At 71.1% G+C, this 26,811-nt stretch carries 24 protein-coding genes; 10 read left to right on the top strand and 14 right to left on the bottom strand.

Annotation, left to right across the window (positions count from 1 at the left end; genetic code table 11):
- The first annotated feature begins 23 nt into the window (after nt 1–23).
- Nucleotides 24–1,313 (top strand): transcriptional regulator, encoded by a 1,290-nt coding sequence (locus AB0C16_RS27985; protein WP_357686946.1) that lies wholly within the window; start codon nt 24–26, stop codon nt 1,311–1,313.
- Nucleotides 1,314–1,584: 271 nt separating this feature from the next.
- Here the strand turns inward: AB0C16_RS27985 and AB0C16_RS27980 are convergent, their stop codons facing one another.
- Nucleotides 1,585–2,043, bottom strand: a complete 459-nt coding sequence (locus tag AB0C16_RS27980; protein ID WP_357686945.1) for a rhodanese-like domain-containing protein — start codon at nt 2,041–2,043, stop codon at nt 1,585–1,587.
- A gap of 195 nt (nt 2,044–2,238) precedes the next feature.
- Here AB0C16_RS27980 and AB0C16_RS27975 point away from each other — a divergent pair, with 195 nt between their 5' ends.
- Nucleotides 2,239–3,255, top strand: a complete 1,017-nt coding sequence (locus AB0C16_RS27975) for an EamA family transporter (protein ID WP_357686944.1) — start codon at nt 2,239–2,241, stop codon at nt 3,253–3,255.
- Nucleotides 3,256–3,481: 226 nt separating this feature from the next.
- Here the strand turns inward: AB0C16_RS27975 and hisC are convergent, their stop codons facing one another.
- Nucleotides 3,482–4,540: a histidinol-phosphate transaminase gene (gene hisC, locus AB0C16_RS27970; RefSeq protein ID WP_357686943.1), complete on the bottom strand. Its 1,059-nt coding sequence runs from the start codon at nt 4,538–4,540 to the stop codon at nt 3,482–3,484.
- Between the two features lie 4 nt (nt 4,541–4,544).
- Nucleotides 4,545–5,222 (bottom strand): AAA family ATPase, encoded by a 678-nt coding sequence (locus tag AB0C16_RS27965; protein ID WP_357687041.1) that lies wholly within the window; start codon nt 5,220–5,222, stop codon nt 4,545–4,547.
- Between AB0C16_RS27965 and AB0C16_RS27960 the strand changes: the two genes are divergently transcribed.
- A complete protein-coding gene (locus AB0C16_RS27960; RefSeq protein WP_357687053.1) occupies nt 5,160–5,333 on the top strand; it encodes a hypothetical protein in 174 nt (57 codons plus the stop codon). The genes AB0C16_RS27965 and AB0C16_RS27960 overlap by 63 nt on opposite strands.
- Nucleotides 5,334–5,383: 50 nt before the next feature.
- Here the strand turns inward: AB0C16_RS27960 and AB0C16_RS27955 are convergent, their stop codons facing one another.
- The 5 genes from AB0C16_RS27955 to AB0C16_RS27935 form a co-directional block, all read right to left on the bottom strand.
- A complete protein-coding gene (locus tag AB0C16_RS27955; protein ID WP_357686942.1) occupies nt 5,384–6,049 on the bottom strand; it encodes an NUDIX domain-containing protein in 666 nt (221 codons plus the stop codon).
- Between the two features lie 28 nt (nt 6,050–6,077).
- Nucleotides 6,078–7,865 (bottom strand): DUF4434 domain-containing protein, encoded by a 1,788-nt coding sequence (locus tag AB0C16_RS27950; RefSeq protein WP_357686941.1) that lies wholly within the window; start codon nt 7,863–7,865, stop codon nt 6,078–6,080.
- Nucleotides 7,866–7,907: 42 nt separating this feature from the next.
- On the bottom strand, nt 7,908–8,996 hold the full coding sequence (locus tag AB0C16_RS27945; protein WP_357686940.1) for a glycosyltransferase: 1,089 nt from the start codon (nt 8,994–8,996) through the stop codon (nt 7,908–7,910).
- Between the two features lie 19 nt (nt 8,997–9,015).
- Complete coding sequence (locus AB0C16_RS27940; protein WP_357686939.1) at nt 9,016–10,278, bottom strand: nucleotide sugar dehydrogenase; 1,263 nt, start codon at nt 10,276–10,278, stop codon at nt 9,016–9,018.
- A 115-nt stretch (nt 10,279–10,393) separates the two neighbouring features.
- The gene (locus tag AB0C16_RS27935) at nt 10,394–11,938 is read right to left on the bottom strand and encodes a glycosyltransferase family 4 protein (protein ID WP_357686938.1); all 1,545 of its coding nucleotides are present in this window, start codon (nt 11,936–11,938) and stop codon (nt 10,394–10,396) included.
- 185 nt (nt 11,939–12,123) lie between these two features.
- On the opposite strand from AB0C16_RS27935, the gene wecB reads away from it, so the two are divergent.
- A complete protein-coding gene (gene wecB / locus AB0C16_RS27930; protein ID WP_357686937.1) occupies nt 12,124–13,254 on the top strand; it encodes a UDP-N-acetylglucosamine 2-epimerase (non-hydrolyzing) in 1,131 nt (376 codons plus the stop codon).
- A 67-nt stretch (nt 13,255–13,321) separates the two neighbouring features.
- On the top strand, nt 13,322–15,358 hold the full coding sequence (locus tag AB0C16_RS27925; protein ID WP_357686936.1) for a glycosyltransferase: 2,037 nt from the start codon (nt 13,322–13,324) through the stop codon (nt 15,356–15,358).
- A 3-nt stretch (nt 15,359–15,361) separates the two neighbouring features.
- Here AB0C16_RS27925 and AB0C16_RS27920 read toward each other — a convergent pair whose 3' ends face one another.
- From AB0C16_RS27920 to AB0C16_RS27910, 3 genes are all read right to left on the bottom strand, one after another.
- Complete coding sequence (locus AB0C16_RS27920; protein ID WP_357686935.1) at nt 15,362–16,006, bottom strand: hypothetical protein; 645 nt, start codon at nt 16,004–16,006, stop codon at nt 15,362–15,364.
- Nucleotides 16,007–16,117: 111 nt separating this feature from the next.
- The gene (locus tag AB0C16_RS27915) at nt 16,118–17,632 is read right to left on the bottom strand and encodes an SPFH domain-containing protein (RefSeq protein WP_357686934.1); all 1,515 of its coding nucleotides are present in this window, start codon (nt 17,630–17,632) and stop codon (nt 16,118–16,120) included.
- 11 nt (nt 17,633–17,643) lie between these two features.
- Nucleotides 17,644–17,844 carry a hypothetical protein gene (locus AB0C16_RS27910; protein ID WP_357686933.1) on the bottom strand — a complete coding sequence of 67 codons (201 nt, stop codon included), beginning with the start codon at nt 17,842–17,844 and terminating at the stop codon, nt 17,644–17,646.
- A gap of 132 nt (nt 17,845–17,976) precedes the next feature.
- Here AB0C16_RS27910 and AB0C16_RS27905 point away from each other — a divergent pair, with 132 nt between their 5' ends.
- Nucleotides 17,977–19,779 (top strand): NAD(P)-binding protein, encoded by a 1,803-nt coding sequence (locus AB0C16_RS27905; protein ID WP_357686932.1) that lies wholly within the window; start codon nt 17,977–17,979, stop codon nt 19,777–19,779.
- A 38-nt stretch (nt 19,780–19,817) separates the two neighbouring features.
- Here AB0C16_RS27905 and AB0C16_RS27900 read toward each other — a convergent pair whose 3' ends face one another.
- Nucleotides 19,818–20,600 carry an SDR family NAD(P)-dependent oxidoreductase gene (locus tag AB0C16_RS27900; RefSeq protein ID WP_357686931.1) on the bottom strand — a complete coding sequence of 261 codons (783 nt, stop codon included), beginning with the start codon at nt 20,598–20,600 and terminating at the stop codon, nt 19,818–19,820.
- A 183-nt stretch (nt 20,601–20,783) separates the two neighbouring features.
- Between AB0C16_RS27900 and AB0C16_RS27895 the strand changes: the two genes are divergently transcribed.
- The 4 genes from AB0C16_RS27895 to AB0C16_RS27880 are packed head-to-tail and all read left to right on the top strand — an operon-like array spanning nt 20,784 to nt 24,202.
- A complete protein-coding gene (locus AB0C16_RS27895) occupies nt 20,784–22,883 on the top strand; it encodes an ATP-binding protein (protein ID WP_357686930.1) in 2,100 nt (699 codons plus the stop codon).
- Nucleotides 22,880–23,287, top strand: coding sequence for a roadblock/LC7 domain-containing protein (locus tag AB0C16_RS27890; RefSeq protein ID WP_357686929.1), 408 nt, complete (start codon nt 22,880–22,882; stop codon nt 23,285–23,287). Before AB0C16_RS27895 ends, AB0C16_RS27890 begins: the two co-directional genes overlap by 4 nt.
- Nucleotides 23,284–23,646 carry a DUF742 domain-containing protein gene (locus AB0C16_RS27885; protein WP_357686928.1) on the top strand — a complete coding sequence of 121 codons (363 nt, stop codon included), beginning with the start codon at nt 23,284–23,286 and terminating at the stop codon, nt 23,644–23,646. Before AB0C16_RS27890 ends, AB0C16_RS27885 begins: the two co-directional genes overlap by 4 nt.
- Nucleotides 23,627–24,202 (top strand): ATP/GTP-binding protein, encoded by a 576-nt coding sequence (locus AB0C16_RS27880; RefSeq protein ID WP_357686927.1) that lies wholly within the window; start codon nt 23,627–23,629, stop codon nt 24,200–24,202. Before AB0C16_RS27885 ends, AB0C16_RS27880 begins: the two co-directional genes overlap by 20 nt.
- Here AB0C16_RS27880 and AB0C16_RS27875 read toward each other — a convergent pair.
- Together AB0C16_RS27875 and AB0C16_RS27870 are read right to left on the bottom strand one after the other, a co-directional pair.
- Nucleotides 24,199–24,576: a DUF742 domain-containing protein gene (locus AB0C16_RS27875; RefSeq protein ID WP_357686926.1), complete on the bottom strand. Its 378-nt coding sequence runs from the start codon at nt 24,574–24,576 to the stop codon at nt 24,199–24,201. The genes AB0C16_RS27880 and AB0C16_RS27875 overlap by 4 nt on opposite strands.
- A complete protein-coding gene (locus AB0C16_RS27870) occupies nt 24,573–26,762 on the bottom strand; it encodes an ATP-binding protein (RefSeq protein ID WP_357686925.1) in 2,190 nt (729 codons plus the stop codon). The genes AB0C16_RS27875 and AB0C16_RS27870 overlap by 4 nt, the downstream gene beginning before the upstream one ends.
- Between the last annotated feature and the right edge of the window lie 49 nt (nt 26,763–26,811).

Below are 26,811 nucleotides of genomic sequence, written 5' to 3'. Positions count from 1 at the left end.
CCCGAGTGTCACGCCCGGGCGCTATGACACCGGACCTCACCATCGGCGTGGTCGGACCCCACGATCTGGTCGAGCGCGTGATGCTGATGGGGCACGCTGCCGCGCCCCTGCCCTGCCGCCTCGTGGCGGCCGCTTACCGCGACGAGCAGGAGGCGCCCGACAAGGTGACCCGGCTCGGTCCCGGCGTGGACGCGTGCCTGTTCGCCAGCCCGGTCCCCTACGACCTGGCCAGGCGTTCCGGCGTGCTGACGATGCCGGCGACCTACGTCCAGCTCGGCGGGGCCGCACTGGTCGCCGCGCTGGCCAAGGCGGCACTGGATCCGCGCATGGACCCCCAGCGGGTCAGCGTCGACGTGGTGTCGCGGGCCGACGTCGAGGAGGCGTACACAGACCTCGGCATTCCCGCCGCTGACGTGCACAGCCGTGACGAGCCGGGAGCCACCGGCACGATCGCGGCCTACCACGAGCGGCTGGCCCGTCAGGGCGCCACCACCGGCGCGCTGACGTGCCTGCCGGCGGTCGCCGAACGGCTCCAGACGGCCGGGGTGCCGGTCATCAGGATCAGGCCCACCTCGGCGGCCGTGCGCACCGCGCTGCACACCGCGGCGCTCCTGGGCGCGCACCACCGGCTGGAGGAGTCGCAACTCACCGTCGTGCTGGTGGAGGTCCCGACGCTCCGCGAGCCCGTACGCCGCGCCGCGCCACGCTACTGGCGCGACGAGCTGCGGCTGTCGCTGCACCGGCTGCTGGTCCAGGAGGCCAACCGGATCAACGCCACCGTGTGGCCGATCGACGACCACAGCTACCTGGTCACCGCGACCAGGGGCTCGATCGCGGCCGCCACCGACGGGTTCCGGGTGCTGCCGTTCGCGTCGAGGATCCGCGACGAGCTGGGGCTGGCGGTCGAGGTGGGCGTGGGCATGGGACGCACGACGCACGACGCCGAGTCACACGCGCGGGCCGCCCTGGCCCGCTCCCAGGCGGGCAAGCAGGTCCAGGGCTTCGCCGTGGACCGCGAGGGCCGGACCCTCGTGCCCGCTCCCAGGATGCCGCCCACGGGCTCCAGCGCGCTCAAGCCCAAGGGCGTCGAGGTGCTGGCCAGGCTGGCGGCCAAACTCGAGGGAGGTGACACGGTGGTCGACGCGGAGGGGGCCGGGAAGATGCTCGGAGTGACGCCGCGTACGGCCCGGCGGCTGCTGCGCACGCTGGTTGACGAGGGACTCGCGTGGCCGCTCCCGCCGAACCGCACACCCCAGCCCGGTCGGCCGCGCCAGCTCTACCGCCTCATCGTGGAGAAACTGGGCCCGCGCTGATCACCCCGTGCAGGTCCGCCGTCCCCTTCCCCTTCCAGGGCGGCGGGCCGCAGCTTTCACTTCGTCACGGCGTCCTGCGGGCCGCGAAAGGGGCGCCGTGACGGAGCGTGGCGGCGGAGTGTCCGAAATGATGACCTAAGGAGGGGATTGGCGTGAAGTTTGGCACCCAGTTCTGTGGACTTCTTGGTTGGCCCTTGTGGAAGGGGGTATGTTCTCCCTCGCCCCCGATCGACGGGATTCGGACGGGGGCACCAATTCTTCCTCCGCCGCATCAGCAGGCGCACGCGATGTCCGCGACCGGTGCCGTCAGGGGGTCCTTCGGGTGGTGGACTGTCCCCGAGGCGGTCTCCACCGGGAAGCCCTCCCTGGCCCAGTACTCGAACCCGCCGAGCATCTCCTTGACCCGGTAGCCGAGCTTGGCGAACTCCAGGGCGGCGCGCGTGGCGCCGTTGCAGCCGGGTCCCCAGCAGTAGACGACGACCGTGACGTCCCGCGGGACGGTCGCCGGGGCGCGGACGGCGATCTCGGCCGTCGGCAGGTGGTGGGCGCCGGGGACGTGCCCCTGGTCCCAGCTCTCCTGGCTGCGGGAGTCGATCACGACGATGCCGGGTTCGGCGGCGCCCAGGTCGGTGGCCACGTCGGAGACGTCGGTCTCGAAGGACAGGCGGGCGGCGAAGTGCGCCCTGGCGGTCAGGGCGTCGGCGGCGGGGACTCCGGTTACTGCGGACATGGTCTTCCTCTCCCTGTGGGCCGGTCTGCGGACCGGCCGGTGGGCCGGTCGGTGGGCGGCTGGCAGGGTTGAGCCTGGCAGTTCCGGCCGGGCGGACGACAGTGGCGAGAAAGACCACTATCGATAAGATTCCGCCAAGCATTGGCGCGATACCCGGGAGAGATTTGTCAGGGGTGCCCGCTATTGTCATGCCCCATGGGACACAACGCCACTGACCGACGTGCTTCGCTCCTGGTGTGGGGAGCGCTGGGCATCGTCTACGTGGTGTGGGGATCGACGTACCTCGGGATCGGCATCGCCATCGAGTCGATCCCGCCCATGCTCAGCGGGGCCATCCGCTTCCTCATCGCCTCGGCGCTGCTCGCCGGGTTCCTCGTGATGCGCTCGGGCCTCTCGGTGCTGCGGATGACGTGGCGGGAGTTCCGCGGCGCCGCCGTCGTCGGAGTGCTGCTGCTGACGCTGGGCAACGGGATGCTGGCCGTGGCCGAGCAGTACGTCTCCACCGGGCTGGCTGCGCTGCTCGTGGCCTCGGTGCCGCTGTGGCTCGTGGTCTTCAGGTTCGTGGTGCGCGACCGGCCGAAGGTGCTCACGCTGGCTGGTGTGCTCGTCGGGCTCGGCGGCGTGGCGATGCTGTCGCTGACCGGCGGCGAGGACGCCGGCACGGTCGGGATCGTGGTCGTGCTGCTCGCCTCGGTGTCGTGGGCCATCGGGTCGTTCCTGTCGGCCCGCATCGCGATGCCCGCCAACGCGTTCGCGGCGAGCACGGTCGAGATGTTCGTGGGGGGCCTCGGCCTGCTGCTGCTCGGCAGCGGGCTGGGTGAGCGGCTGGACCCGTCGGCGGTCACCGGCAGGTCCTGGCTCGCGCTCGCCTACCTGATCCTGCTGGGGTCGCTGGTCGGGTTCACGGCGTTCTCGTGGCTGCTCGGCAACGCGCCCATCTCGCTCGTGGCCACGTACGCCTACGTCAACCCCGCGGTGGCGGTCGGCCTGGGCGCGCTCGTGCTCGGCGAGCCCGTCACCACGCAGATCCTGGTGGGCGGTGCGATCATCCTGGTCGGCGTCGCGCTGGTCATCTCGACCGAACGCAAACCGAGGCAGGCCGCCGAGCCCGGGGGCGTGCCCGCCGAACCCGCCGAGCCGAGCCACGAACCGGATGGCGAGCCCGCCGGGCCGCCGGCCGTCCGGCTACACGCCGACTCGGCCCTCGACTAACACCGCCCCGGTCCGCACCCGCCCGATAGAGGCAGACCGCCCGAACGCGGACTGCCCGGCGCTCGGCCGGCCCGGACTGCCCGGCGCTCGGCCCGGACTGCTGCCCGGCGCACGGCCCGGACGGCCCGGCACGGACGGCACGGCACGGCACGGCCCGGCCCGGCACGGCACGGACGGCGGCCCGGACGGCACGGCCCGGACGGCACGGTCGGCGGGCCGGGGTGGGTCAGGTGGCGAAGGCCGCGGCGGCGGTCAGGAAGGCGTCGTTGGCCTCGGGGTCGCCGATGGACACCCGGGCCCCCTCACCGGCGAACGGCCGCACGGCGACGCCCTCGACCGCGCAGGCCGCGGCGAAGTCGAGGGTGCGGTCGCCGAGCCGGAGCCAGACGAAGTTGGCCTCGGTGGGCGGGATGGCCCAGCCCTGGGCGATCAGCGCCTCACGCACCCGGGTGCGCTCCTTGACCACGATGTCGACCCGCTCCAGCAACTCGTCCTCGGCCCGCAGCGAGGCGATGGCCGCGACCTGGGCGAGGTGGTTGACGGCGAACGGGATGGTCGTCTTGCGCACCGCAGCGGCCACCGGCTCGTGCCCCACCAGGTAGCCGACCCGTAGCCCCGCCAGCCCGTACGCCTTGGAGAACGTGCGCAGCACGCAGACGTTGGGCCGGTCGCGATAGAGGGTGAGGCCGTCGGGCACGTCCTCGTCGCGTACGTACTCGTGGTAGGCCTCGTCGAGCACCACCAGCACGTCGTCGGGCACCCGGTCGAGGAAGGCCGTCAGCTCCGCCCGGCGGATCGCGGTGCCGGTCGGGTTGTTGGGGTTGCACACGAAGACCATGCGTGTCCGCTCGGTGATCGCCTCGGCCATGGCGTCGAGGTCGTGGTCCTCGCCGGCCAGCGGCACCCGCACGGACCGCACACCGGCCAGGTCGGCCAGCAGCGGGTAGGCCTCGAACGACCGCCAGGCGTAGACGACCTCGACGTCCGGCTCGCCCACGGTCTCGAACAGCTGCTGCGCCACGGTGACCGAGCCCGCGCCGAGCGCGACGTGCTCGACCGGCACCGCGAACCGCTCCGCGAGGGCCTCGGTCAGCTTGGTGGCGCCCGGGTCGGGATAGCGGTGGATCTGCCGCGCCCCCTCGGTGATCGCCTCCAGCACCGACGGCAGCGGGTCGTAGGGCGATTCGTTGGAGGAGAGTTTGTACGAGCGGCCGTCGGAAGCGGCCACGGCCTTGCCCGGCTTGTAGGCCGGCATCGTGTCGAGGATCGGGCGAAAACGAGGCATGCCCTCACCTTATGAGCAGCCGGCCCAAGCGGCATCCCCACCCCGGCGACTTCACCCACGTCGAATGTCGGTGACACGCACGTCCGTGACATCGATGTCGGTTCACGAAATGCGAGCGTGCCCCACAGGGCCGACAGAGGAAGCATCTGGATGTCGTCGCCCAGGGACACGCTCTGGTCGCCGAGGTGCAGGACGACTCCGGCGGCGAAACGGTCGCCGATCGAGTCGCGCATCCAGCGCAGTCGGCGATCTCCGAAGTGCTGCCCGCACGCGCGGCGAGGAGGGCCAGGAGCCGTGGTGTCGACTCTCCGTGCTGGATGTGGGCGAACTCTCGGACAACCCGGGAGATGACCGTGCGCAGGTAGGCGTCGAACCACTCCCTACGCTCCCGCACGGGCATGGTGATCGCCTCGGGATAGCTCCCTCCGCAGACGAGATCGAGATAGTCGCTCCGGGTCCACGGGGAGAGCGACCCTGACCGCAGAGCGCCGGGCTCGGTGAACAGCAGGTCGCAGAAGTCAGACGGCCCCGACGTGCGTTCTGCCATCGAGAAGGGCCATAGATCGAGGAATGCCGCCCGACCCGCCAAGGACTCTGACAGTCTGGGGACGGTCAGGAATTGGGCAGAGCCGGACAGGATGAACTGGCCGCGGCTGCGATCCTGATCGACCGCGCGCTTGATGGTCAGAACGAGCGGATCATCGGCTCGCTGCACCTCATCGATCAGGAGCGGGGCATTTCGTCCGCCTTGAACTCGTCACTTCGTCCAGAAGAAACTCGTCACTTCGCCTAGCTCGAACTCGTCACTTCGTCCAGTCCTGGCTCGGCAACCGGCTGGAGAGGTCAGACCTTGAGGGAGCGGAGCATCGGGGGGTGGAGGAGCTCGGCGGGGCCGCGGCGGTAGAGCTTGGCCGGGCGGCCGCCGTCGCGGGTGGTGGTGGCGCCGGTCTCCACCAGGAAGCCTTCGGCCTTGGTGACCTTGCGGTGGAAGTTGCGCGGGTCGAGGGATCGCCCCCAGACGATCTCGTACACCCTGCGCAGGTCGGCCACGGTGAACTCCGGGGGGCAGAACGCGGCGCCCAGCGAGGTGTATTCGAGCTTGGCCCGGGCCCGCTCGATGCCGTCGAGCACGATGCGGCGGTGGTCGAAGGCCATCACGGCCAGCTCGCCGAGCGGACGCCAGCTCATGTGGGCCTGCTCGGAGGCCGGCAGGTCGGGTGCCAGCCCCAGGTAGGCGACGCTCACGACCCGCTGGCGGGGGTCGCGGTCGGGATAGCCGTAGGTCTGGAGCTGCTCCAGGTGCACCGGGGCGCCCGGGAGGCCGGCCCGCTCGCTCAGGATGCGGTGGGCGGCGGCCGGGAGGTCCTCGTCGAGCTGGACGAAGCCGCCCGGCAGCGACCAGCGCCGCAGGAACGGCGGGTTGTCGCGGCGCCAGACGAGCGCGCACAGCGCCTGGCCTCGCACGGTCAGCACGACCAGGTCGACGCTGACCGGCACGCACGGAACCATGGCAGGCACGTTACACTCAGCGGCCCGCTCAGGTGCCGACACGAACGTGCAACCGCTCCGTGGTCTCCTGCCCCGAGGGGAGCCTGACGCCGATCCTGAGCCATTCGCCGGGCTGCGCCCGCCCCCAGTCGAACGGCACCCAGGCCGTCTGCATGCCCTCGGGCAGCTCCTCCAGCGGGGCGTCGTCGAGCCAGCCGGTGGTGGCCACGTCGAGGTCCATGGAGCCGCCCGCCCATTCCACGGTGACCGTGCCGTCCTTGAGGTTGTAGCCGCGCACCTCGACGCCGTCCTGGACGTCGCGCCCGCGCCGGATCGCGTCCACCGCGATCGGCCGGCCCCAGTCCTTCGTGACCTCGGCCTCCAGGGACGGCGAGCCGCACGTCATGAAATCGCTCCACATGTACGAGACGATCTTCTGGACGTAGCGGCCGGCCATGGTGACGGCCTGGTCGAGGCGCTTCTTGTCGGTCTTGCCGCGGGTGCCGCTGGCGGCGCACGGCTGGTCGCCCGACGGCTCGAACGCCTCGACGTTGGCCCACAGCTGCACCTCGTGGCCGGCCTCCAGCATCTCCTCGCGGGCCAGCGACATCTCGCGGTAGTAGTCGCGCGTCGAGCCGTGGTAGGCGGTGCCGTACGTGCTCTCCCCCACGACGGGGCGGAGCCGTTCGTCCACCTCCTGGCCGCGCTCGTCCGGCCAGAACAGGCCCACCTTGCCGGTGCCCCGGCTGTCCTGCGGCGCGATGATGCCGACCCCGGTCTGGGCCAGCGCCCTGAAGCCGTCGGCCACCTGCTTGGGCGTCTGGCCGAAGGCGACCCGCTTGCGCGCGTCGAGGTAGGGGCTGATCAGGATGGGCTTGTCGGGCAGCTCCTGCTCCACGATCGTGTGCTGGTCGGCGTAGACCCTCAGCGTGGGGTTGGAGACCAGCGTGCTCGACATCTGCACCTCGAACGGCTGGTAGACGCCGCCGAGCGAGGCCCGGTCGGCGAAGCGCACACCGTAGTCCTGCAGGATGCGGCGGGTCAGCGTGGTCAGCGTGCCGAGGTGCTTGGGGTTGGCCCGGGTCGGCACGTCCGGGTCACGCGGCGCGAGCGGCAGCGCGGGGAAGACCCGCAGGCCGAACCGGTCGCCCAGCCCGAGCAGCTCGGTCAGGCTGTCCTCGGCCGCGCCCGCGATGAGGATCAGGTCGTACGGCTTGGCCTTGCTGAAGTCGCAGGTGGCGTCGTCGGAGCCGTCCATGGGGGCCAGCACCCGGTAGTAGACGCGCTGGCCCGCCGGAATCGAGCGTTCCATCCGGGCGCAGCGGAACAGGTCGGGGCCGAACGCCTCGTCGGTGCGGTAGACGTACGTGCGGGCGATCCGGTTGCCCGGGTTGGCCTCCTTGAGGTCGCGCACGGCCGCGTCGTGGCAGGTGAGCCCGTCCTCCTCGCACGGCTTGTAGAGCGCGTCGACCGCGCCGTCCTTGGCCAGGACGCGGCCCCGGGCGTCAAGGGTGCGGTACTGCAGGCCGTACCCGATCCTGATCACCGTGTCGCCGCCGAGGCTGTGGATCTCCTGCAGCTGCTTGCGCCAGGTGCAGGGGTTGGACTTGGGCGTGATCCAGTAGCCGGTGACGGCGTAGGGGGCCTTCTCGCCGGTGTCGAAGGTGCCGCACGGGTCGGTGAACTCGCTCACCTGCGGGGTGGGGTCGGTGCGGGTCGGTGTCGCGGTGACCTGCCGGCTGACGTTCTTGGACGGAGGGTCATCGGGAAGGACGACGATCACGGCCGCCACGGCGGCCAGGATCACTGCGCCCAGGAACACAAAGAGCCAGCGCACGCTAGGAACCTACCGCCCTCGGGATCTGCCAGAGATAAGCCGCTATTTCAGCACCCCGGCCCAGGCTTCGAGCTGAGCCACGAACCGCTTGGCCGAGTTCGGCCAGTGGTGGTTGGCACGGGCCGACGCGTAGCCGCGCGCGCCCTGCGCCCGCCGCTCGCGTACGTCGTCCCGCAGGGTGAGCACGGCCTGTGCCACGGCCTTGGGGTCCTCCCAGGGCACCACGACGCCGCTCTCGTACCGCTCGACCAGCTCGACCGCGCGGGGGGACGGAGTCGTGATGACGGGGATGCCGTGCGCCATGTACTCGACGATCTTGGTGGGCATCGAGTGCCGGTAGTTGGGCTCGTCGTGCAGCAGCGAGAGCCCGGCCAGCGCGCCGTCGAGCCGCTTCAGGGCCTCGTCGTTGGGCATGAAGTCGCGCCACTCCAGCAAGCCCTCGGCGACGGCCTGGTTGAGCAGCGGGCGGCTCTGCGGGTCGGCGTAGCCGATCAGCTCCACCGCCACCCGGTACGGCTGCAGCAGCCGGGCCACCTCGATGGACTCCAGCACGCCGCGCGCCCGCGACAGCCAACCCAGGTAGACCACCCGGTCGTCGCCCGGCGGGGTGACCGAGTCGGGCACCCACGTCTCGTTCGGCACTATCAGGTGGGCGTGCTTGAACCTGCCCGCGTAGGCCGTCTCGGCCAGCAGCAGGTGCATGTGGCGCTCGGCCGTGCTCTCCAGCATGCGGGCCAGGAAGCGGACGGGCGGGCGCAGCGGCGAGGGCAGCCACGGCTTGAGCGAGAGCGTCGCCGGGGTGTCCTCGTGCACGTCCCAGACGACGGGCGGGCTGTTGCGCACGCCCCAGACGGCGAACAGCAGCTCGGGGTCGTGGATCAGCACCAGGTCGACCTTGCCGCGCATCCGCTTGAACACCCGGCGGGCGGCCCAGACGGCCGCGACGCGTTTGCGCTGGGCGGCCCGAGGCAGATCGACGCCGGTGACCCACGGTCGTGGCACGACCCCGTGAGCCGTGAAGGAAGCCGCATACGTGACCTCATGACCGGCATCCACGAGGGCGCGGATCTGCCGATGCAAGATCCTCGCATCCTCGGGGTTATGCACCACCGTCATGACGAGCACGTGCACTGCGCGCAGCCCTCCGTCGCTACAGCCGCTCGACGCGTTCACCCTCGGTGAGAACACCGCGGGTGTCGAGCACGAGCCGAGCCTTGGCTTCGACCATGTCCAGGTCGAACGCGGCGTGCTGCTGGAGCAGCAGTGTCACGTCGGCGCCGACCACGGCCTCGGCCAGATCCTCTTCACGCGGCACGGGTGTGCCGTCAACCGACCACTCCTTGACATGCGGGTCGGCGAACGAGAGCTCGGCGCCCAACTCCAGCAGCGCACGCGCCACGGGTAGGGCCGGGGTCTCACGTTCGTCGGCGATGTCCGGTTTGTAGGTAACGCCGAGCATAACGACTCTGGCGCCGTTCACAGGCTTCTTTTGCCTGTTGAGCAATCGCTGCACGCGGGCCACCACGTAGGACGGCATCCGCTCGTTGATCTCCTGGGCCAGCTCGACGAACCGGAACGGGTAGCCGAGCTTGCGCACCGTGTAGGACAGGTAGGACGGGTCGACGGGGATGCAGTGGCCGCCGACTCCGGGCCCGGGCAGGAACTTCTGGAAGCCGAACGGCTTGGTGGCCGCGGCCTCGATCGACTCCCACAGGTCTATCCCCAGCTCGTCGCAGAAGATCGCCATCTCGTTGACGAGCGCGATGTTGACGTGCCGGTAGGTGTTTTCCAGCAGCTTGGCCATCTCGGCCTCGCGGGTGCCGCTGACGGTCACGACCTGCTCGATGAACTGGCCGTAGAAGGCGCTCGCCCGGTTGCGGCAGGTCGTGGTGTAGCCGCCGACCACTTTGGGAGTGTTGCGCAGGCCGAACTTGGGGTTACCCGGGTCGATCCGCTCGGGCGAGAAGGCCAGGTGGAAGTCGACGCCCGCGACCAGGCCCGAGCTTTCGAGCAGCGGGCGGGCCACCTCGTCGGTGGTGCCCGGCCAGGTGGTGGACTCGAGCACGACGAGCGTGCCCTTGGTCAGGTTGCGGGCGACGGTCGAGGTCGCCCCTTCGACGGCGGACAGATCCGGTCGGTGGTCCTCGTCCAGCGGGGTCGGCACGCAGATGACGATCGTGTTGCTCGCGGCCAGCACCGACTCGTCGAGCGTGGCGCGGAAACCGCTGGCCAGCATGTGATCGAGGTCGGCGTCGGTCAGGTCATCGATGTAGGACTGCCCGGCGTTGAGCGCGTCGACCTTGCGGGGGTCGACGTCCACGCCGACGACCCGGAGCCCGGCGGCCACCGCTTCCTTCGCGAGCGGCATGCCGACGTACCCCAAGCCGATGACAGCCAAGTCGATTTCTGTCACAGCTGTACCTTGGAGAGCCGGAAACAACACTTCATGGTCGCAAAGGTTATCTCAAGTCCACCTAGCTCACGCCTAATGCGACCGAACCTGTCACAACAGACAGCCAATCGGGAGGTCATCGTTCGGCAAGAGTTCGGTAGAGAGATCGGTAAGTCTCGGCAACGCGGCTCCACGTGCGCTTGGCCGCCACTTCGGCCCGTCCGGCCTCGCCCATCTCGGCGCGCCTGGCCGGATCCTCACGCAGCCCGGCGATCGCCTTGGCGAGCGCGGCCGGGTCGCCGGGCGGCACCAGGAGGCCGGCGCCGTCGGAGCCGACGAGCTCGGACAGCGCGGGCAGATCGCTGAGCACGACGGGCTTGCCGAGCGCCATCGCCTCGACGGGCTTCAGCGGCGTGACGAGCCGGCAGACGCGGAGGTCCTCGCGCGGGCAGGCGAAGATGTCGATGGCCTCCTGGGCCTGCAGCGCCTCGTCGGGGCCGACCCGGCCCGGCAGGATGGCGCTCTTCAGCCCCAGGTCCTCGACGAGGGCCAGCAGGTTGTCGCGTTCGGTGCCGTCGCCCACGATGAGCACCCGCACCGGCGCGCCTTCGTCGCGCAGCAGCGCCGCGGCCCGCAGCAGCGTCGCGAACCCCTCGTAGGCCACGATGCTCGACACCGAGCCGACCACGACCTCGTCGGCGCCGATGCCCATGGCCGACCTGAACGACGCGCCATCGTAGTGGGCGGTGAGCAGCGAGTCGTCGACCGCGTTGGGCGCCAGGAAGATCCGCTCCCTCGGCACGCCCCGCTCGACGATCTCGGTGGCCATCGTCTCGGCCAGCGTGACGACCGCGTCGGCCTCGCGCATCAGGAACGCCTCGCGCTCGCGCTGCAGCACGTGCCGCTGGCTGCCGACCCGGATCGGGTCGCGCGAGGCCCAGGTCTCCTCCAGGAAGCCGCGCACCTCGTAGACGTAGGGGGTGCCGGTGCGCTCGCGCACGGCGTGGGCCACGGAGCCGTTGCGGTGGTCGGTCGCCGCGTGGAGGATCCGGGGCCGCAGCTCGGCGACCAGCTCGGTGACCGCCTCGGCTCCCTTGACCATGCGGCCACGCATCTCGAACGGCATCTCGCCGTGCCCGTCGGGCAGCAGCCGGTGGTAGGGGATGCCGTCGATCTCCTCGTACGGCGCCGCGTCGGCGTGGCCCTGGAACATCGGCCAGCCCCAGCTGGTCACCACGTGCGGATCGAGGCCGGCGGCCCGCTGCGCGGTGACGATGCGGTGGGTCCTGACCGTGTAGCCGGCCTGGGTGTAGGGCAGGGCGTTGGTCACGCAGTGGAGCACCCGGCCCTCGACCCGCTCGCCGACGGCCACCTTGGGCCCGGGCGGGATGGGATCGGGGCTGATCGCGGCCAGCTCGCCCCGGTAGTAGGCGGCCCGGCGCTTGACGAAGGGGTACTTGGCGTGGGCGTCGAGCACCTCGGCGGCCTGGCTGACGCGGCCGGCCTCCCAGTGCTCCTTCGCCTCGTTCCACGGCGCCCGGATCATCCGCATGCCGAACTTCCGGACCGCCAGCCTTGCCCGGCGGGCGGCCGGCCAGGCGACCTTCCCGACGACCGGGCGGAGCCGCGACGGAAGGGCGTCGGCGGCGGCCTGCGCGACGCGCACCGGATCGGACTTCACCTTCGTGAAGACGACGCGGGAGACGATGATCGGATGCCGGACGAATCCCTTCAGAAGCCCACCGACACCGGCACGCGCGGACTTGGCGGAAACTCTGGGGGAGTCTGGACGACTGGCGTCGGATGCCACGCGGTGACCGTACCATAGGCAGCGTTTTTTCCCTTCCGCTATGAAAGGCGAGGTCAATGAGGGAGAACCCCCTGGTCCTGCACGTGCTGGGAGCGCGTCCCAACTTCGTGAAAGCGGCCCCGGTGGTGCGGGCCCTCGGCGAACTCGGCGTGCGGCAGGGCATCATTCACACCGGCCAGCACTACGACGCGCTGATGTCCGACGTGTTCTTCGCCGACCTCGGCCTGCCCGAGCCCGTGGCGAACCTGGGGGTCGGCTCGGGCACCCACGCCAAGCAGACCGCGGCCCTGCTGGTCGGCCTGGAGGAGATCGTCCTCGGGCAGGACCCCGACCTGGTCGTGGTCTACGGCGACGTCAACTCGACCCTGGCCGCCATCCTCGTCTGCGCCAAGCTGGGCGTCCGCACCGCGCACGTGGAGGCGGGGCTGCGCTCGTTCGACCGCGGCATGCCCGAGGAGGTCAACAGGATCGTCACCGACTCCCTGTCCGACCTGCTCTTCGCCACCTCCCCCGACGCCCTGTCGCACCTGGCGGCCGAGGGCGTGCCCGCCTCGAAGGTGCACCTGGTGGGCAACCCCATGATCGACAGCCTGTTCTCGGCGCTGCCGTCGCTGGACCCGGGCCCCGTGGTGGCGCGGCTCGGCATACCGGCTCGCTATGCCGTGGCGACGCTGCACCGGCCGGCGAACGTGGACACCCCGGAGGCCGCGCGCGAGCTGGTCTCGTCGGTGCTGGAGGTCGCGCGGCAGATCCCGGTCGTGGTGCCGATCCATCCCAGGGGACGCACCCGGCTGGCGGAGGCCGGGCTGGTCGACGGGTCCTCGGTCAGGGTCGTGGATCCGCTCGGCTACGTGGACTTCCTGTCGCTGGTGCGCGGGTCCGCGCTGGTCGTGACCGACTCGGGCGGTGTCCAGGAGGAGACGACCATGCTGGGGGTGCCGTGCCTGACCGTCCGGCCCAACACCGAGCGGCCGATCACGATCACCCATGGCACGAACCGCCTGGTCACGCCGGCGCTGCTGCCCGCCGCCGCGGAGAAGGCGCTGGCCGACGGGGCCTCGACGCCGTCCGGGGAGCTGCCCCCGCTCTGGGACGGCGCCGCCGGGCCGCGCATCGCCCGGGTGATCTCGGCCTGGCTCAAGGGGGACAACCTCTCGCCGGCTGCCCAGGGCACGCGTTCCGAATAGCCGCCCATTCCGTACGGGTTACGTCGTAACATGACATACCTCCGCTAAGCGATAGGCGAGCATCCCCATGGCCGAAACCCCCGACGAGCCCACGTACCAGCGGCTCGGCCCCGTCAACTGGTTGCCTGAGGAGCGCAAGCTCGTCGAGCGCTACGAGGCGGAGATCAGGGAGCTCCGGCGGCGCCTGGAGATCGCCGAGGCCCGGGCCGCCTACGCGTCCTGGAAGCTGGAGGCCACCCAGGCCAAGCGGACGTTCAAGCTCGGCGAGGCGATCGGCTCCAAGAGCCCCGGCAAGGTGCTGGAGGCGGTCAGGTCCAAGGACCGGGCGCCCAAGCCGCCCGTGCCGGTCAGCGAGGCGGTCGAGGTGGCCGGCCACCGGCCGCCTCCGGTCGAGGTGCCCGCGGTGAAGTGGCCGGCCGGTCCGGTGAACCGGCCCGGCCTGCGCGTCGCGGTGATCCTCGACGACTTCTCCCGGATGGCGTTCCGGTACGAGTGGGACCAGATCGAGTTCGGGCTCAAGGACTGGCCGGAGATCTTCGCCGACAAGCGGCCCGACCTGCTGTTCTGCGAGTCGGCCTGGCACGGCAACCAGGGCCGCTGGCGCTACCAGATGACCGGCACCAACGCGCCCAAGGAGCCGCTGCGCGACCTGGTGGCGTGGTGCCGGGCCGAGGGCATCCCGACGGTCTTCTGGAACAAGGAGGACCCGCCCAACTTCGACTTCTTCATCGACACGGCCAAGCTGTTCGACTACGTGTTCACCTGCGACGGTGACATGGTGCCGAAATATCGGGAAATATTGGGCCACGACCGGGTGGACGTGCTGCAGTTCGCCGCCCAGCCCCGCGTGCACAACCCGATCCAGCAGAAGCAGGGCCGGCTGCACGACGTGGTCTTCGCCGGGATGTACTTCCGCGACAAGCACCCCGAGCGGCGCGAGCAGATGGAGGTCGTCCTCGACCCGGTGCGCGAGCTGGGCCTGCACATCTTCGCCCGCAACGGCGAGGTCGACGAGAAGTACGCCTGGCCGGAGAAGTACCGCCCGCACATCGTGGGCGAGCTCCCCTACGACCAGATGCTCGCCGCCTACCGGATGTACAAGGTCTTCCTCAACGTCAACTCGGTGCTCGACTCGCCCACGATGTGCGCGCGCCGCGTCTTCGAGCTGTCGGCCTGCTCCACCCCGGTCGTCTCGGGCTGGTCGAGGGCGATCGAGGAGACGTTCGGCGACCTGGTGCCCATCGCCCGCGAACCGGTCGAGTCGTACAACCAGGTGCTGCACCTGATCAACAGCCCCGAGCTGCGGGCCCGGATGGGCCACCTGGCCATGCGCGAGGTGTTCGACAAGCACCTGTTCTCCCACCGGGTGGACCAGATCCTCCAGCTGCTCGGCCGGCCCGTGCGCCCCCGGTCACGCTCGATCTCGGTGGTGCTGCCCACCAACCGCGCCTCCCACATCGAGCACGCGATCTCCTCGGTGGCCAAGCAGATCCACCGGCCGCTGCAGCTCGTCATGGTGCTGCACGGGCTCGACATCGACCCCGTCGTGGTGGCCGACAAGGCGCGCATGGCGGGCGTCTCCGACGTCGTGGTGCTCCCCGCCGCCGCCGAGCTGTCGCTGGGCGCCTGCATGAACCTGGGCATCGCCGCCGCCGAGGGTGAGCTGATCGCCAAGATGGACGACGACAACCTGTACGGCGAGCACTACCTGTCGGACCTGGCCCGGGCCTTCGACTACACGGACGCGGAGCTGGTCGGCAAGGGCGCGCACTACGCCTACTTCGAGGGCCGCAACACCACCATGCTCCGCCTGCCCGGCCTGGAGCACCGCTACTCGTTCCTCGTCCAGGGCGGCACGTTCCTCGGCAAGGCCGAGATGTTCCGTTCGTACGGCTTCCCCGACCTCACCCGTGGCGAGGACACCCACCTCGTCCGCAGGCTGAAGGAGGACAGCGTCAAGATCTACTCGGCCGACCGCTTCAACTTCGTCTACTGGCGCGGCGCCGACGCGAGCATGCACACCTGGCAGGCCGACCACATCAAGCTGACCAGGAACGCCCAGTTCTCCTTCGTCGGCCGCCCCGACGACCACGTGCTGATCTGACGGCTATCGGGTGATCCTGGCGAGCTGCCGGTCGGCCACCTGGGCGAGCTCGAACAGGCCGCCGGACTTCACCTTCCGGCCCACGACGAGCAGGCTGAGGATCACGCCGCCGCGCCGGATCACCACGGACCCGACCTGGGCGTTCTGGCCGCCGCCGACCGCCGTGGTGAGGTAGGCGCGCGACTCGTCGCCCTGCTTGGGCATGGCCAGCTCCCGGGTGCCGTAGGTCACCCGGGTGCCCTCGACGTCGGCCGTATAGTCGGCGCACTGCGCGGGCAGCGGCGGCGGGAAGACCGGCGAGGGCATCGCGACCAGCGCCTGGGTGATCGACCCCTTGGCGGAGGCGTAGGCGACGACGGCGGCGGGGGCGTTGGCGAGGGCGGGCTCGCCGGCGTCGAGCTGGGCGGCGCCGGCGCACTCGGGCCGGGCCAGCCTGACCTGGCGCGCGGCGGCGAGCCCTTTCTTGGTCGATTCGAGCGACCCGAACGCGCCCGTCTCGGGCCCGTGGACGACGCGCATGCCCTCGGGCGCGGGCAGCAGGGCCGCGCGGAGCCGGCCCGCCTCGATGGGAGACGCGGAGGGGGTGGCGGGCGTGGGATTCGCGACGGGCTCGGCGGCCCTACTGGACGAGCAGCCCGCAAGTAGCAAAGCGCCCAGACATATGCCAGAAAATGCCTTGGAAATGGATTTCGTATTTCGCGCTGTCAGCATATGGAGAAACGCTAGAGGAGCTGCCCGGCGGGCAGCCGACCAACGTCGCTATTCGCTGGATTCAGCGGTTCTACGGGCCTTTTCGGCTTCCGCCCCATTCGGTGTCACGCCGGTCGCGGTCGCGCTGTTCGAGGCCGCGTTGTTGAGCAGCGCCCTGGCCAGCCCGAGCCCCGTGCCGCCCAGCGTGAGCGCTTTGGCCAGCAGTTCCTCCACGCCCTGCGCGCCGTTGAGCACCACCATGTGGTCCACGCCGCCGAACGCCTTCGCGCCCGCCTCGACGACCTCCGGCCAGCGCTCGGCCAGTTGCTGGGCAATGACCGCCTCCTGGTTCTCCGCCAGGGCCTGCGCCCGAGCCCTGATCGCAGCGGCCTCGGCCAGACCCCTGGCCTGCGCCGCCTCCGCCTCCGCGAGGCCCAGCGCCTTGGCCGCCTCGGCCTGGGCCAGCCCGCGGGCCTGCGCCGCCTGAGCCTCCGCCTCGCCGGTGATCTTGGTGGCTGCGCCGGCCGCCTCGCCGCGCAGCCGTACGGACTCGGCGTCCGCGGCGGCGGCCTGCTTGACCTGGGACGCCTGCGCCACGGCGCGCAACTCGGTCTCCCTCGCCTCGGCCTCGGCCTGGGCGATGCGGGCGTCACGCTGGGCCTGGGAGAGCGTCACGGTCTCGTAGGCCTTGGCGTCGGCCGGCTTGCGCACCTGCGACTGCAGCCGCTGCTCCGACAGCTGCGCCTCCAGCTCCGCGGCCCTGGTCTCCTGGACGACGACCTCCTGGCGGGCGGTGGCCTCGGACAGCGGCCCGGCCTGGCGGGACTTGGCCGCCGCCTGGTCGATCTCCGCCTGGTAGCCGGCCTGCTGGATCTTCGCCTCACGCACGGCTGCCGCCTTGCGGGCCTGGGCGGCCTGCTCGGCCTCGGTCGCCTCCTGGTCGCGCTGGGCCTCGGCGATGCGGGCCACGGCGGCCACCCGGGCAGCGTGCGGCTTGCCCAGGTTGACGATATAGCCGGTCTCGTCGTCGATCTCCTGGATCTGCAGGGAGTCGACGATCAGGCCCAGCTTGCTCATCTCGTCGGCCGCCGACGCCCTGGTCTCGCTGGTCAGCCGCTCGCGGTTGAGGATCAGGTCCTCGACGGTCAGGTTGCCGATGATCGAGCGCAGGTGGCCGGTGAACAACTCGTGGATCGCGCCGGTCATGAAGTCCTGCTGGTCGAGGAATCGGCGGGCGGCGTTGGCGATCGAGGACAGGTCGTCGCCGACCTTGTAGATCACCACGCCGCGGATGTGCACGGGGATGCCCTGCTGGGTGACGCAGGAGACCTGGAGGTTGGCGGCCCGCGTGTCCAGCCGGAGCCTGCGGGCCGTCTGGAAGCCAGGGAGCACCGCCGCACCCTTGCCAGTGATGATCTTGAAGCCGAGGCTGTCGACGCCCTCGCCCCGGCGACGCGCGGCGAGGCCGGAGATGATCAGGGCCTCATTCGGCTCGGCCACCCGCCACACGGCCTTGAACAGCAAGATCAGCACGATGACGGCGACGAGGACGCCCCCGCCGACCACGTAGAACTCGGGGGACATCTCGGGCCTCCTCAGGCGAGTGCTCTGGCCACATAGACCGTCCGTGGCGGGAAGTACTCCACGACGACCACGATCGTCCCAACGGGGATCTCCTCGTCGGCCACGGTCGGGTGGGCGTAGAACGCCTCGACCCCGCCCCTGACCGGGATCATGACCTCGCCGACCAGACCCGGGCCGATCCTGCCGGTGACACGGCCCTGCTTGCCGACCACTCGGACTCCCCCCGCCGCGATATTCCGGACGCTACTCCAAATGGGCATTCGCGGTAATAGGTCACGTAAAAAGTTCCTCGAAAGGCTGCGCGGCGTAGTGCCATATTCGCTCACAGTCCCGAAGCTCGTGGTATGAGCGACATCGACCCGCGTGGGGCTCGCGATCTCGGGATGAGCCGGCCGATTTCGCGGCGGGACCTCTTCGACGGCGTCGCCATGACCGTGGGAGTCGCGACACTGGGCGCGGCCACGGGCTGCTCCGGCGCCGGGTCACCGGCCGGTGCCGCGCCTGTCCCGGCGGGCGTGCGGGGCGACACCGCCACCGCGCTCAGCGTGCCGCACGCGCTGCGCGACGACCGCTTCTGGCAGCACGCGGGCGTACCGGAGCCCACCGGCGAGAGCTACGACCTGGTGGTGGTCGGCGGCGGCGTCAGCGGGGTGAGCGCGGCCCACGAGTGGCTGCGCCGCGAGCCGGGGGCCCGCGTCCTCATCCTGGACAACCACGACGAGCTCGGCGAGGAGCCGCCGATCGGCTCGATCTCGGTGTGGACCCCCGAGGGCAGGGAGTTGCTGGACCGGCTCGGCATCGGGACGCGGGAGACGGACGGGCGGCACTACCACGGGCTCGGCATGTACGACAGCGTCCTGTGCGACCGGGAGACGTTCCCGGCGGAGCGGTTGATCTGTTTCACCCCGGAGATCGAGGCCGAGCAGTGGGTGGGCCGGCTGCCGATCGCCGACCGGGCCAGGAGGGACCTGCTGGCGCTCTACCGGGACCCGCCCGACTGGTTTCCCGGGCTGTCGCGGGAGCGGAAGGAGGAGCGGCTGGCGGACCTGACCTACTCCGCCTTCCTGCTCGACGTCTGCCGGGCGCACCCCGACGTCGAACGGTTCTGCCGGACCATGCCGAGCGCCGAGTGGGCCTACGACTCACGGGCGTTCGGCGCGATCGACGCCTGGGGCAGCGCGGACGGCTGGGACTACCCGGGCTTCCAGGGTCTGCGACTGGACCGCGGCAAGCCGTCCCGGTTCAACTCGCCCACCGTGAAGAAGGAGTGGGGCGCACGGCACGCCCACTGCCTCCCGGAGGGCGGCCGGCCGCTGGTCCGGACGATGCTGGCCGGGATGATCCCCGGCTTCACCGGCGGCCGGGACCACGACACGGCGGACCGGCGCCGGCTGGACCAGCCCGCCTCCCGGGTCCGGTTCCGGCTGTCCAGCCCGGTGGTCTCGGTGCACCATGACGGCCCGCCGGACACCGCGTCGTCGGTCACCGTCGGCTACTTCGACGGGCACGCGGTCAGGACCGTCGGCGCCGGATCGGTGATCATGGCCTGCTGGCACACGGTCATCCCCCATCTGGTCCCGGACCTGCCCGACGACCAGACGCGGGCGCTGCGGGAGGCGGTCAAGCTGCCGCTGCTCCAGGCGACCGTACGGCTGCGCGACGGGGAGGCGTGGCGGCGCGTCGGCGTGCACCGCACCCGCTGGACGGGCGCCTACTGGTGCCTGTCGGAGCTCGGCCCCCGGACCGACCCCGACGGGCCGGTCACCGCGCGCCTGGTCGCGACGCCGTGCCGGTCGGGGCTGGGACCCGCCCAGGGCGCCGTCGCGGGACGGCACGCGCTGCTCAGAACGCCCTACGCCCATCTGGAATACACCGTCCGGGACCAGCTCGCCCGGCTGCTGAGCCCCGGCGGCTTCGACCCGGCCGCCGACATCGAGGCCATCACGATCGACCGGTGGGGCCACGGTCACGCGCCCGAATACTGCCGGCCGTGGCACGCGTTCTATCCCGACGGCCCGTTCCCGGCGGATCTCGCCCGCCGGCCGTTCGGAAGGATCGCGATCGCGGGCTCCGACGCGGTCCCGGCCGCGCGGACCGACGCGGCCATCACCGCCGCCTGCCGCGCCGTCGCGGAGCTGTCGGCATGAGGGTCTCCAGGACGTGGCGGTGCGCGCTGGCCGGGCGGTCAGGCGCCCACCAGGCCGAGGCTCGCCTTCCAGAGCCGCTCCGCCAGCTCCGGGTCCGACATCGAGGGCACCCGCTCGAATCTCCCGCCGGAGTAGTAGCCGCCGGACCGCTCCACGCCGTCGGGGTGGGTGGCCAGGTGCACCAGCGGGCGCGCACCGTGCTCGGGCGGCTTGGCGAAGCCCGGTATCACCAGGGACAACCGCATGAGCCGCGCCTCACCGGCGAACCCGGTGCGGATCAGCCCCGGGTGGAAGCAGGTGGCGGCCACCCCGCGGTCGGCCAGCGCGACGGTGAACAGGGCGTTGGCCTGCTTGGTGTCGCCGTACTGCAGCCAGCCGTTCCACCTGCGGCCCTCGCGCGACAGGTCGTCGGGGTCGATCCGCCCGCTCCGCCCGGCCCGCGACGAGGTGGTCACCACCCGGTCCACCCGATCGGCCAGGGTATGGGTCAGCAGGAACGGCGCGAGATGGTTGACCTGAACCATCAGCTCGTGCCCGTCCGGGGTCATCCGCCGGTGTGGGCTCATCACTCCCGCGTTGTTGGCGAGCACCGCGATGCGCTCGTAGTGTTCGCGCAGCAGGGCCGCCAACCGGCGCACGTCGTCCAGCGAGCCGAAATCGCAGGTCAACACCTCGCCTTTGGGCCCGCTGAGTGCCCCTGCCACGGCCTTCAGCCGGCTCTCGTCGCGCCCGACGAGGACGACCCGATGGCCACGGCGCGAAAGCTCGGCCGCCGCGGCGGCACCGATCCCGGCACTTGCCCCAGTAATCACGCTAATCATCGCGTTCCTCCCACTGCGCCGGAACCCTATTCGGTGCTAGTCTCCTGTGCGATCTTCCGGAGGCGTATTTACACGAAACGTGGAAATATCCCTCGACTCCGAGGTTGGGACATGGGCTCGCAAAACCGGTCAATTCGGTTCAAGATCTTCTTATTACTCTTGTTACCCCTCCTGTCTCTGAGCGTGCTCTGGGGATTCGTGCTCAACCTCACCGTGGGCGACGGGCTGGCCCTGCTCCGGTCCAACACCCTGTACCAAACGGTCGGGGTCACCTCCACCGAGCTGGGACTACAGCTTCAGGCCGAGCGGGCCCGCTCCTCCGTGGCGGTCACCACGCGTGATCTCACCGAGGATCTCGGCAAGCAGCGCGCGCTCACCGACAAGTCCGTCACCGGCTTCCGGCGGGCCACCGCCGAGGCCGGCGACGCGATCGGCGGCGAGCTGCGCGGCCCGCTCGACACCCTCAACCGCGAGCTCGACCGCCTCGCCGCCATCCGGGCCGACATCGACACGGGCCTCAGCTCCCGCCTGACCGGCCTGAACGAGTACAACCGCGTGCTCGACGCCCTCTTCCGGCTCTACGACCACCTGGTCTCCGTGCCCGACCTGGCGATCTTCCAGCAGGCCTCGTCACTGCAGACCATGGGCAACGCCCGGGAGGTCATCGCCAGGGAGCAGGCGCTCATCAGCGGCGCGCTCATCGACCACCAGCTGACCGCGCCCGAGGCCGCCGCGTTCACCGAGTACGCCGCCACCCGCAAGTTCATGCACGCGCGCGGGCAGGCGGCACTCGACGCGGAGCTGCGCCGGCCGTACGAGCAGGTATTCGCCAGCTCGATCTTCCGCGACTTCACCCTGATGGAGGCGCGGATCGTCACCACCGGCGCGCCGCCGCTCGACGCCCCCACCTGGAACGCGACCATCGGCCAGGTCATGACCCAGCTCGACCGGCTCGGCGTGTCCTCCTCGGAGGAGGTGGCCCGGCGCGCCGCCGACGCCGCCACCGGGACCCTCATCCGGATCGGCGTCGCCGGCGGCCTCGGACTCGTCGCGGTGCTCGCCTCGATCGTCATCTCGGTGCGCTTCGGCCGCCGCCTGTCCGCGGAGCTGGCCGGGCTCCGCTCCTCCGCGCTGGAGCTGTCGGAGAAGCGGCTGCCCCACATCGTCGAGCGCCTGCGCCGGGGCGAGGAGGTCGACGTCCAGAAGGAGGCCAAACCGCTCAAGGTCAGCGGCTCGGCCGAGATCACCGACGTGGCCAGGGCCTTCGGCTCCGTGCAGAGCACCGCCGTGCAGGCCGCCGTGGGGCAGGCCGCGCTGCGGCGGGGAGTGGGCCAGGTCTTCCTCAACCTCGCCCGGCGCAAGCAGGGGCTGCTGCACCGCCAGCTCGCGCTGCTCGACGGCATGCAGCGCCGGACGCACGACCCCGACCGGCTGGAGGAGTTGTTCCGGCTCGACCACCTGACCACCCGCATGCGGCGGCACGCCGAGAGCCTGATCATCCTGTCCGGCGCCGCGCCCGGGCGGGCCTGGCGCAAACCGGTGCCCGTGCTGGACATCGTCAGGGCCGCGGTCGCCGAGGTCGAGGACTACACCCGCGTCGCCGTCGAGACCATGCCGGGCAGCGCGATCGACGGCGACGTCGCGGCCGACCTCACCCACCTGGTCGCCGAGCTGGTCGAGAACGCCACCATCTACTCGCCGCCCAACGCCATGGTCCAGGTCCGGGGTGACCTGGTGAGCAACGGCTACGCGATCGAGGTCGAGGACAGAGGGCTCGGGCTGTCGGAGGCGGAATACGCGGGGTTCAACGGACTGCTGGCCGACCCACCCGAGTTCGACCTGGCCGACAGCGACCGGCTGGGGCTGTTCGTGGTGGCGAGACTGGCCGAGCGGCACGGCATCAGGGTGCTGCTGCGGCGCTCCCCCTTCGGCGGCACCACCGCGATCGTGCTGGTGCCCCGGACGCTGGTCAACAGCCAGCCGGCGCTGCCGGCCGCCGACCAGGACGAGCCCGCCGCGCCGGCCGGTCGTACGCCGTCTACGCGTACGCTGCCCAGTCGTACGAGGAAGAAGGCGCTCGCCGTGGTGAGCGGCGGAACCCACGCGGGCCTGCCCACCCGGATCCGGCAGGCCAGTCTGGCACCCCAGCTCCAGGCGAAGCCGCCACCGGAGCCGGAGCGGAAACCCGAACGCTCTCCCGACGAGGTACGCGATCTGTTCTCCGCGTTCCAACGGGGAACCCAGCGCGCACAAGAAGAAGCAAATGAGGAGGGGGAGGCATGAGCGTGCCGACGACCAACACCGGTGAGCTGAACTGGCTGCTCGACGACCTGACGACCAGGGTCGCCGCGGTGCGGCAGGCGGTCATCCTGTCCACGGACGGCCTCGCGGTCGGTTACTCCAAGGGGCTGAACCGCGAGGACGCCGAGCACCTGTCGGCGGTGGCCGCCGGATTCCAGAGCCTCGCCCGAGGCACGGGACGCCACTTCGGCGGCGGCGACGTCCGCCAGACCATCGTCGAGATGGAGTCGGCGTTCCTGTTCGTCACCGCGGCCGGACAGGGCACCTGCCTGGCCGTGCTGGCCGACGCGAACGTGGACGTCGGGCACATCGCCTACGAGATGGCGATGCTCGTCAAGCGGGTCGGACAGCACATCTCGACCAATCCACGAACGACCACACCATGACGGATGCACCGCAATGGCTGGATGAGGACGCGGGGCCGATCGTCCGGCCCTATGCTCTCATCCGCGGCCGTACGAGGTCCTCGGGGGAGATGCTCGATCTCATCGCGACCGTGAGCGCCATCGGCGACCCGCCGGACGGCCTCGGACCCGAGCAGCAGCTCATCCTGCGGGCAGCGCGCGAGCCGATCACGGTGGCCGACCTGGCCGTCGAGCTCGACCTGCCCATCGGGGTGGTCCGGGTGCTGCTCGGCGACCTGCTCGACGGCGGTCTCATCTCGGTGAAGTCCCCCTCAGCGGCCAGGCCGCGCGCGAACGAGGGCATTCTCAAGGAAGTGATCAATGGACTCCGGGCTCTCTGAGGACCCCGTCGCGCTGAAGATCCTCATCGCCGGAGGCTTCGGCGTGGGCAAGACCACCTTGGTGGGGTCGATCAGCGAGATCAAGCCGTTGCGCACCGAGGAGGTGCTCTCCGACCGCGGCATCGGCGTGGACGACCTCGACGGCGTGGAGGCCAAGACGACCACGACGGTCGCGATGGACTTCGGCCGCATCACGATCCGCGACGGCCTCGTCGTCTACCTGTTCGGCACCCCGGGGCAGGAGCGGTTCTGGTTCATGTGGGACGAGTTGTCCTACGGCGCGCTCGGCGCGGTCGTGATCGCCGACACCCGGCGGCTGACCGACTGCTTCCCGTCCGTCGACTACTTCGAGCAGCGCGGCACCCCCTTCGTGGTGGCCGTCAACTGCTTCGACGGCGCCGACCGGCACAGCGTCGACGACGTGCGGATCGCGCTCGACCTCGACACCGACGTGCCCGTGCTGCTGTGCGACGTCCGGCGGCGCACCTCGGCCAAGGAGGTCATGGTCACGCTGGTCGAGCACTCGCTCCGCACCCTGACCACGGCCGGCTCCTAGAGCGCCTTCAGGCCGTTGATCACCTCTCGGAGGAGGCTCTCCGTGGCCATGTCGGCCTTCGCGACCGGCGGCCGTACCACGACCAGCCCGTAGTCGAGCAGGTCGCCGAGCAGCACCCTGATCACTCCCACCGGGAGGTTCATCTCGGCGGCCACCTCGACCACGGGTCTGGACCGGCCGGAGACCGAGCCGATCAGCCGCCGGTGCTGTGCGCTCAGCTCGGCCTTGGGCGGCATCGGCTCCGCCGTCGCCGAGACGTGCGCGAGCAGGTCGATCGCCGGTGAGGAGGGCCTGGTGCGGCCGCGGGCGACCGCGTACGGCCGCACCACCGGACCGGCCTCCTCGTCGACCCATTCGTTGGGCTCGCGGCTCACGATAGAGATCCCCCATCCTGATCGCTCTCCTGGCGCCCCCGCTGCCAGCCTGACTGAAGGGAGGAGAGCAGTGCCCTGGTCTCCTCGGGTGAGCGTTCCGGCGCGGGCTCGGCCGGCGGCTGCCTGAGCTGCTCGGGCAGATTGGCCTGCCGGGTACGGCGCGGCAGTCCCGAGTCGGAACGCGCCTCGGCGCCGCGCTTGGAGACGCGGACCCGGCGCGGGAGCCCGCCCTCGGGTCGCGGGTCGCGCGCCGGCCGGTCGTCACGGACGACCGACACGGACACCGACTCCAGCTCGGGCCTCTCGATCGGCGGCGGCAGCGCCTCGACCAGGGCCCCGGGCACCAGCACGATCGCGGTGGTCCCCCCGTACGGCGACGGCCTGAGGGTCACGGCGATGCCGTGCTTGGCCGCCAGCATGCCGACCACGGCGAACCCCAGCCGCTCGGTCTGTGACGGGTCGAAGTCGGGCGGGCTGGCCAGCCGCTCGTTGACGGCCTGGCGCATCTCGGGCGGCAGGCCGAGGCCCCGGTCCTCGATCTCCACCGCGAACCCCCGGCCGACGAGCTCGCCGCGGACCGACACCTCGTTGCCGGGCGAGGAGAACGCGGCGGCGTTCTCGATCAGCTCGGCGAACAGGTGCATCAGGTCGGCCACGGCGGCGCCCGAGATGCCGCACTCGGGCATCGGGTAGACGCGGACCCGGGTGTACTCCTCCACCTGCGCGGCGGCGCCGTTCAGCACGTCCTCGACCGGGATGGTGCCGCGCCACCGGCGCCCGGCCACGCCGCCCGACAACAGCACCAGGCCCTCGGCGTGGCGGCGCATGCGGGTGGTCAGGTGGTCGAGCTTGAACAGCCGCTCCAGCGCCTCGGGCTCCTCGGTGTCGCGCTGCATCTCGTCCAGCAGCCTGAGCTGCCGCTGCAGCAGCGACTGGCTCCTCCTGGCCAGGTTGCGCAGCGCCTCCGACACGCCCTGCCGCAGCCTGGCCTGCTCGACCGCCGCCTCCACGGCGGTGTGCTGGACGGTGCCGAACGCGATGGCCAGGTCGGCGACCTCGCTGGTGGCCTGTCCGGGCACCGCGATGGGCGGCGCCTCGGTCGCGACGTCGACGTCCTCGCCCTGGCGCAGCTTCGTCACGACGCCCGGCAGCCGGACCTCGGCCAGGTCGAGCGCGGACCTCCGCAGGCCGGCCAGCTCGCCGGTGATCTGCCTGCCCACCCGGACGGACAGGACGATCGAGAAGACGACCGCCAGGAGGCCGAGCACGCCGGCGATGCCCGCCCGGACGAGGATGCTGAGGCCGGCCGGCTCCATCTTGGCGAGCAGCCGGTCAGCGCCGTCCCAGACGACCTGGCTGTACTCCTTCATCACCGGGTCGGCCGTGCCGCGCCAGAGCTGCATGTCGACGGGCTTGCCCTCGAGGGCGGACCCCAGGGCCCGCTCCATCGTGTTGTAGCGGGAGGTGGCGGCGAGCTTCTCGAACGGGGTCCGCAGGTCACTGTCGAGGTTGGCCAGGGCCTGGGGCCACAGGTGGGTCCGCGCGCCGTCGATGCCGGCGAGCTGGTGCACGTCGTGCATGGCCGCCCTGCCGTTCGCCGCGACGATCAGCGCGTGCTCCCTGCTCAGCAGCTCGCGCACTCCGTCGGCGGCGATCATGCCCTGGGCCTGCCTGGCCAGCTCGACGTCGCTGCTGACCGTGATCGTGGAGTAGAGCCGGTGCACGGCGTCGGGGATCGTGGCGTACTCGGTGATCAGGGTGCCCGGGGTGAGGCGGCCCGTGTCGACCTGCCGCCTGATCTCCGGTAGCCGCTCGATCGCGGCCAGCGCCTCCTTGAGCCGGCCCTTCATCTCCGCTGTGAGGGCCGCCTGGGTGTCCTCCGACAGCGCCGACGCGGACAAGCGCTGCCTGATCTGGTCGGCCTTGGCCCGGCTGGCGGCGAGCGCGGTCGCGTCGGGGGCGGTGCCGGCGATCCGTTCGGCCGAGGCGAGGCGCTCCGTCTGCAGCTGGGAGACCAGCGCGTCGGCGTCGTTGACCACGCCGGTCCAGATGGTCTGCACCTTGAGCAGGTTGAGCGCCTCACCGGATGTGATGCTCGCGGCGAAGCCCCAGAGGGCGATCAGGGAGACCAAGGGGACGATGAGCAGCGTCAGGATCTTGAATCTGATGGATCTGCCCGATGCCATGACACCTGCTCCCGGATAGAAGATCGCCGGAGAGAATAGCACCGAAACA

Origin of the sequence: Nonomuraea sp. NPDC048916, assembly GCF_040649575.1 — a bacterium.
GTDB lineage: Bacteria > Actinomycetota > Actinomycetes > Streptosporangiales > Streptosporangiaceae > Nonomuraea.
This window is presented reverse-complemented; position numbering and strand designations above follow the sequence as displayed.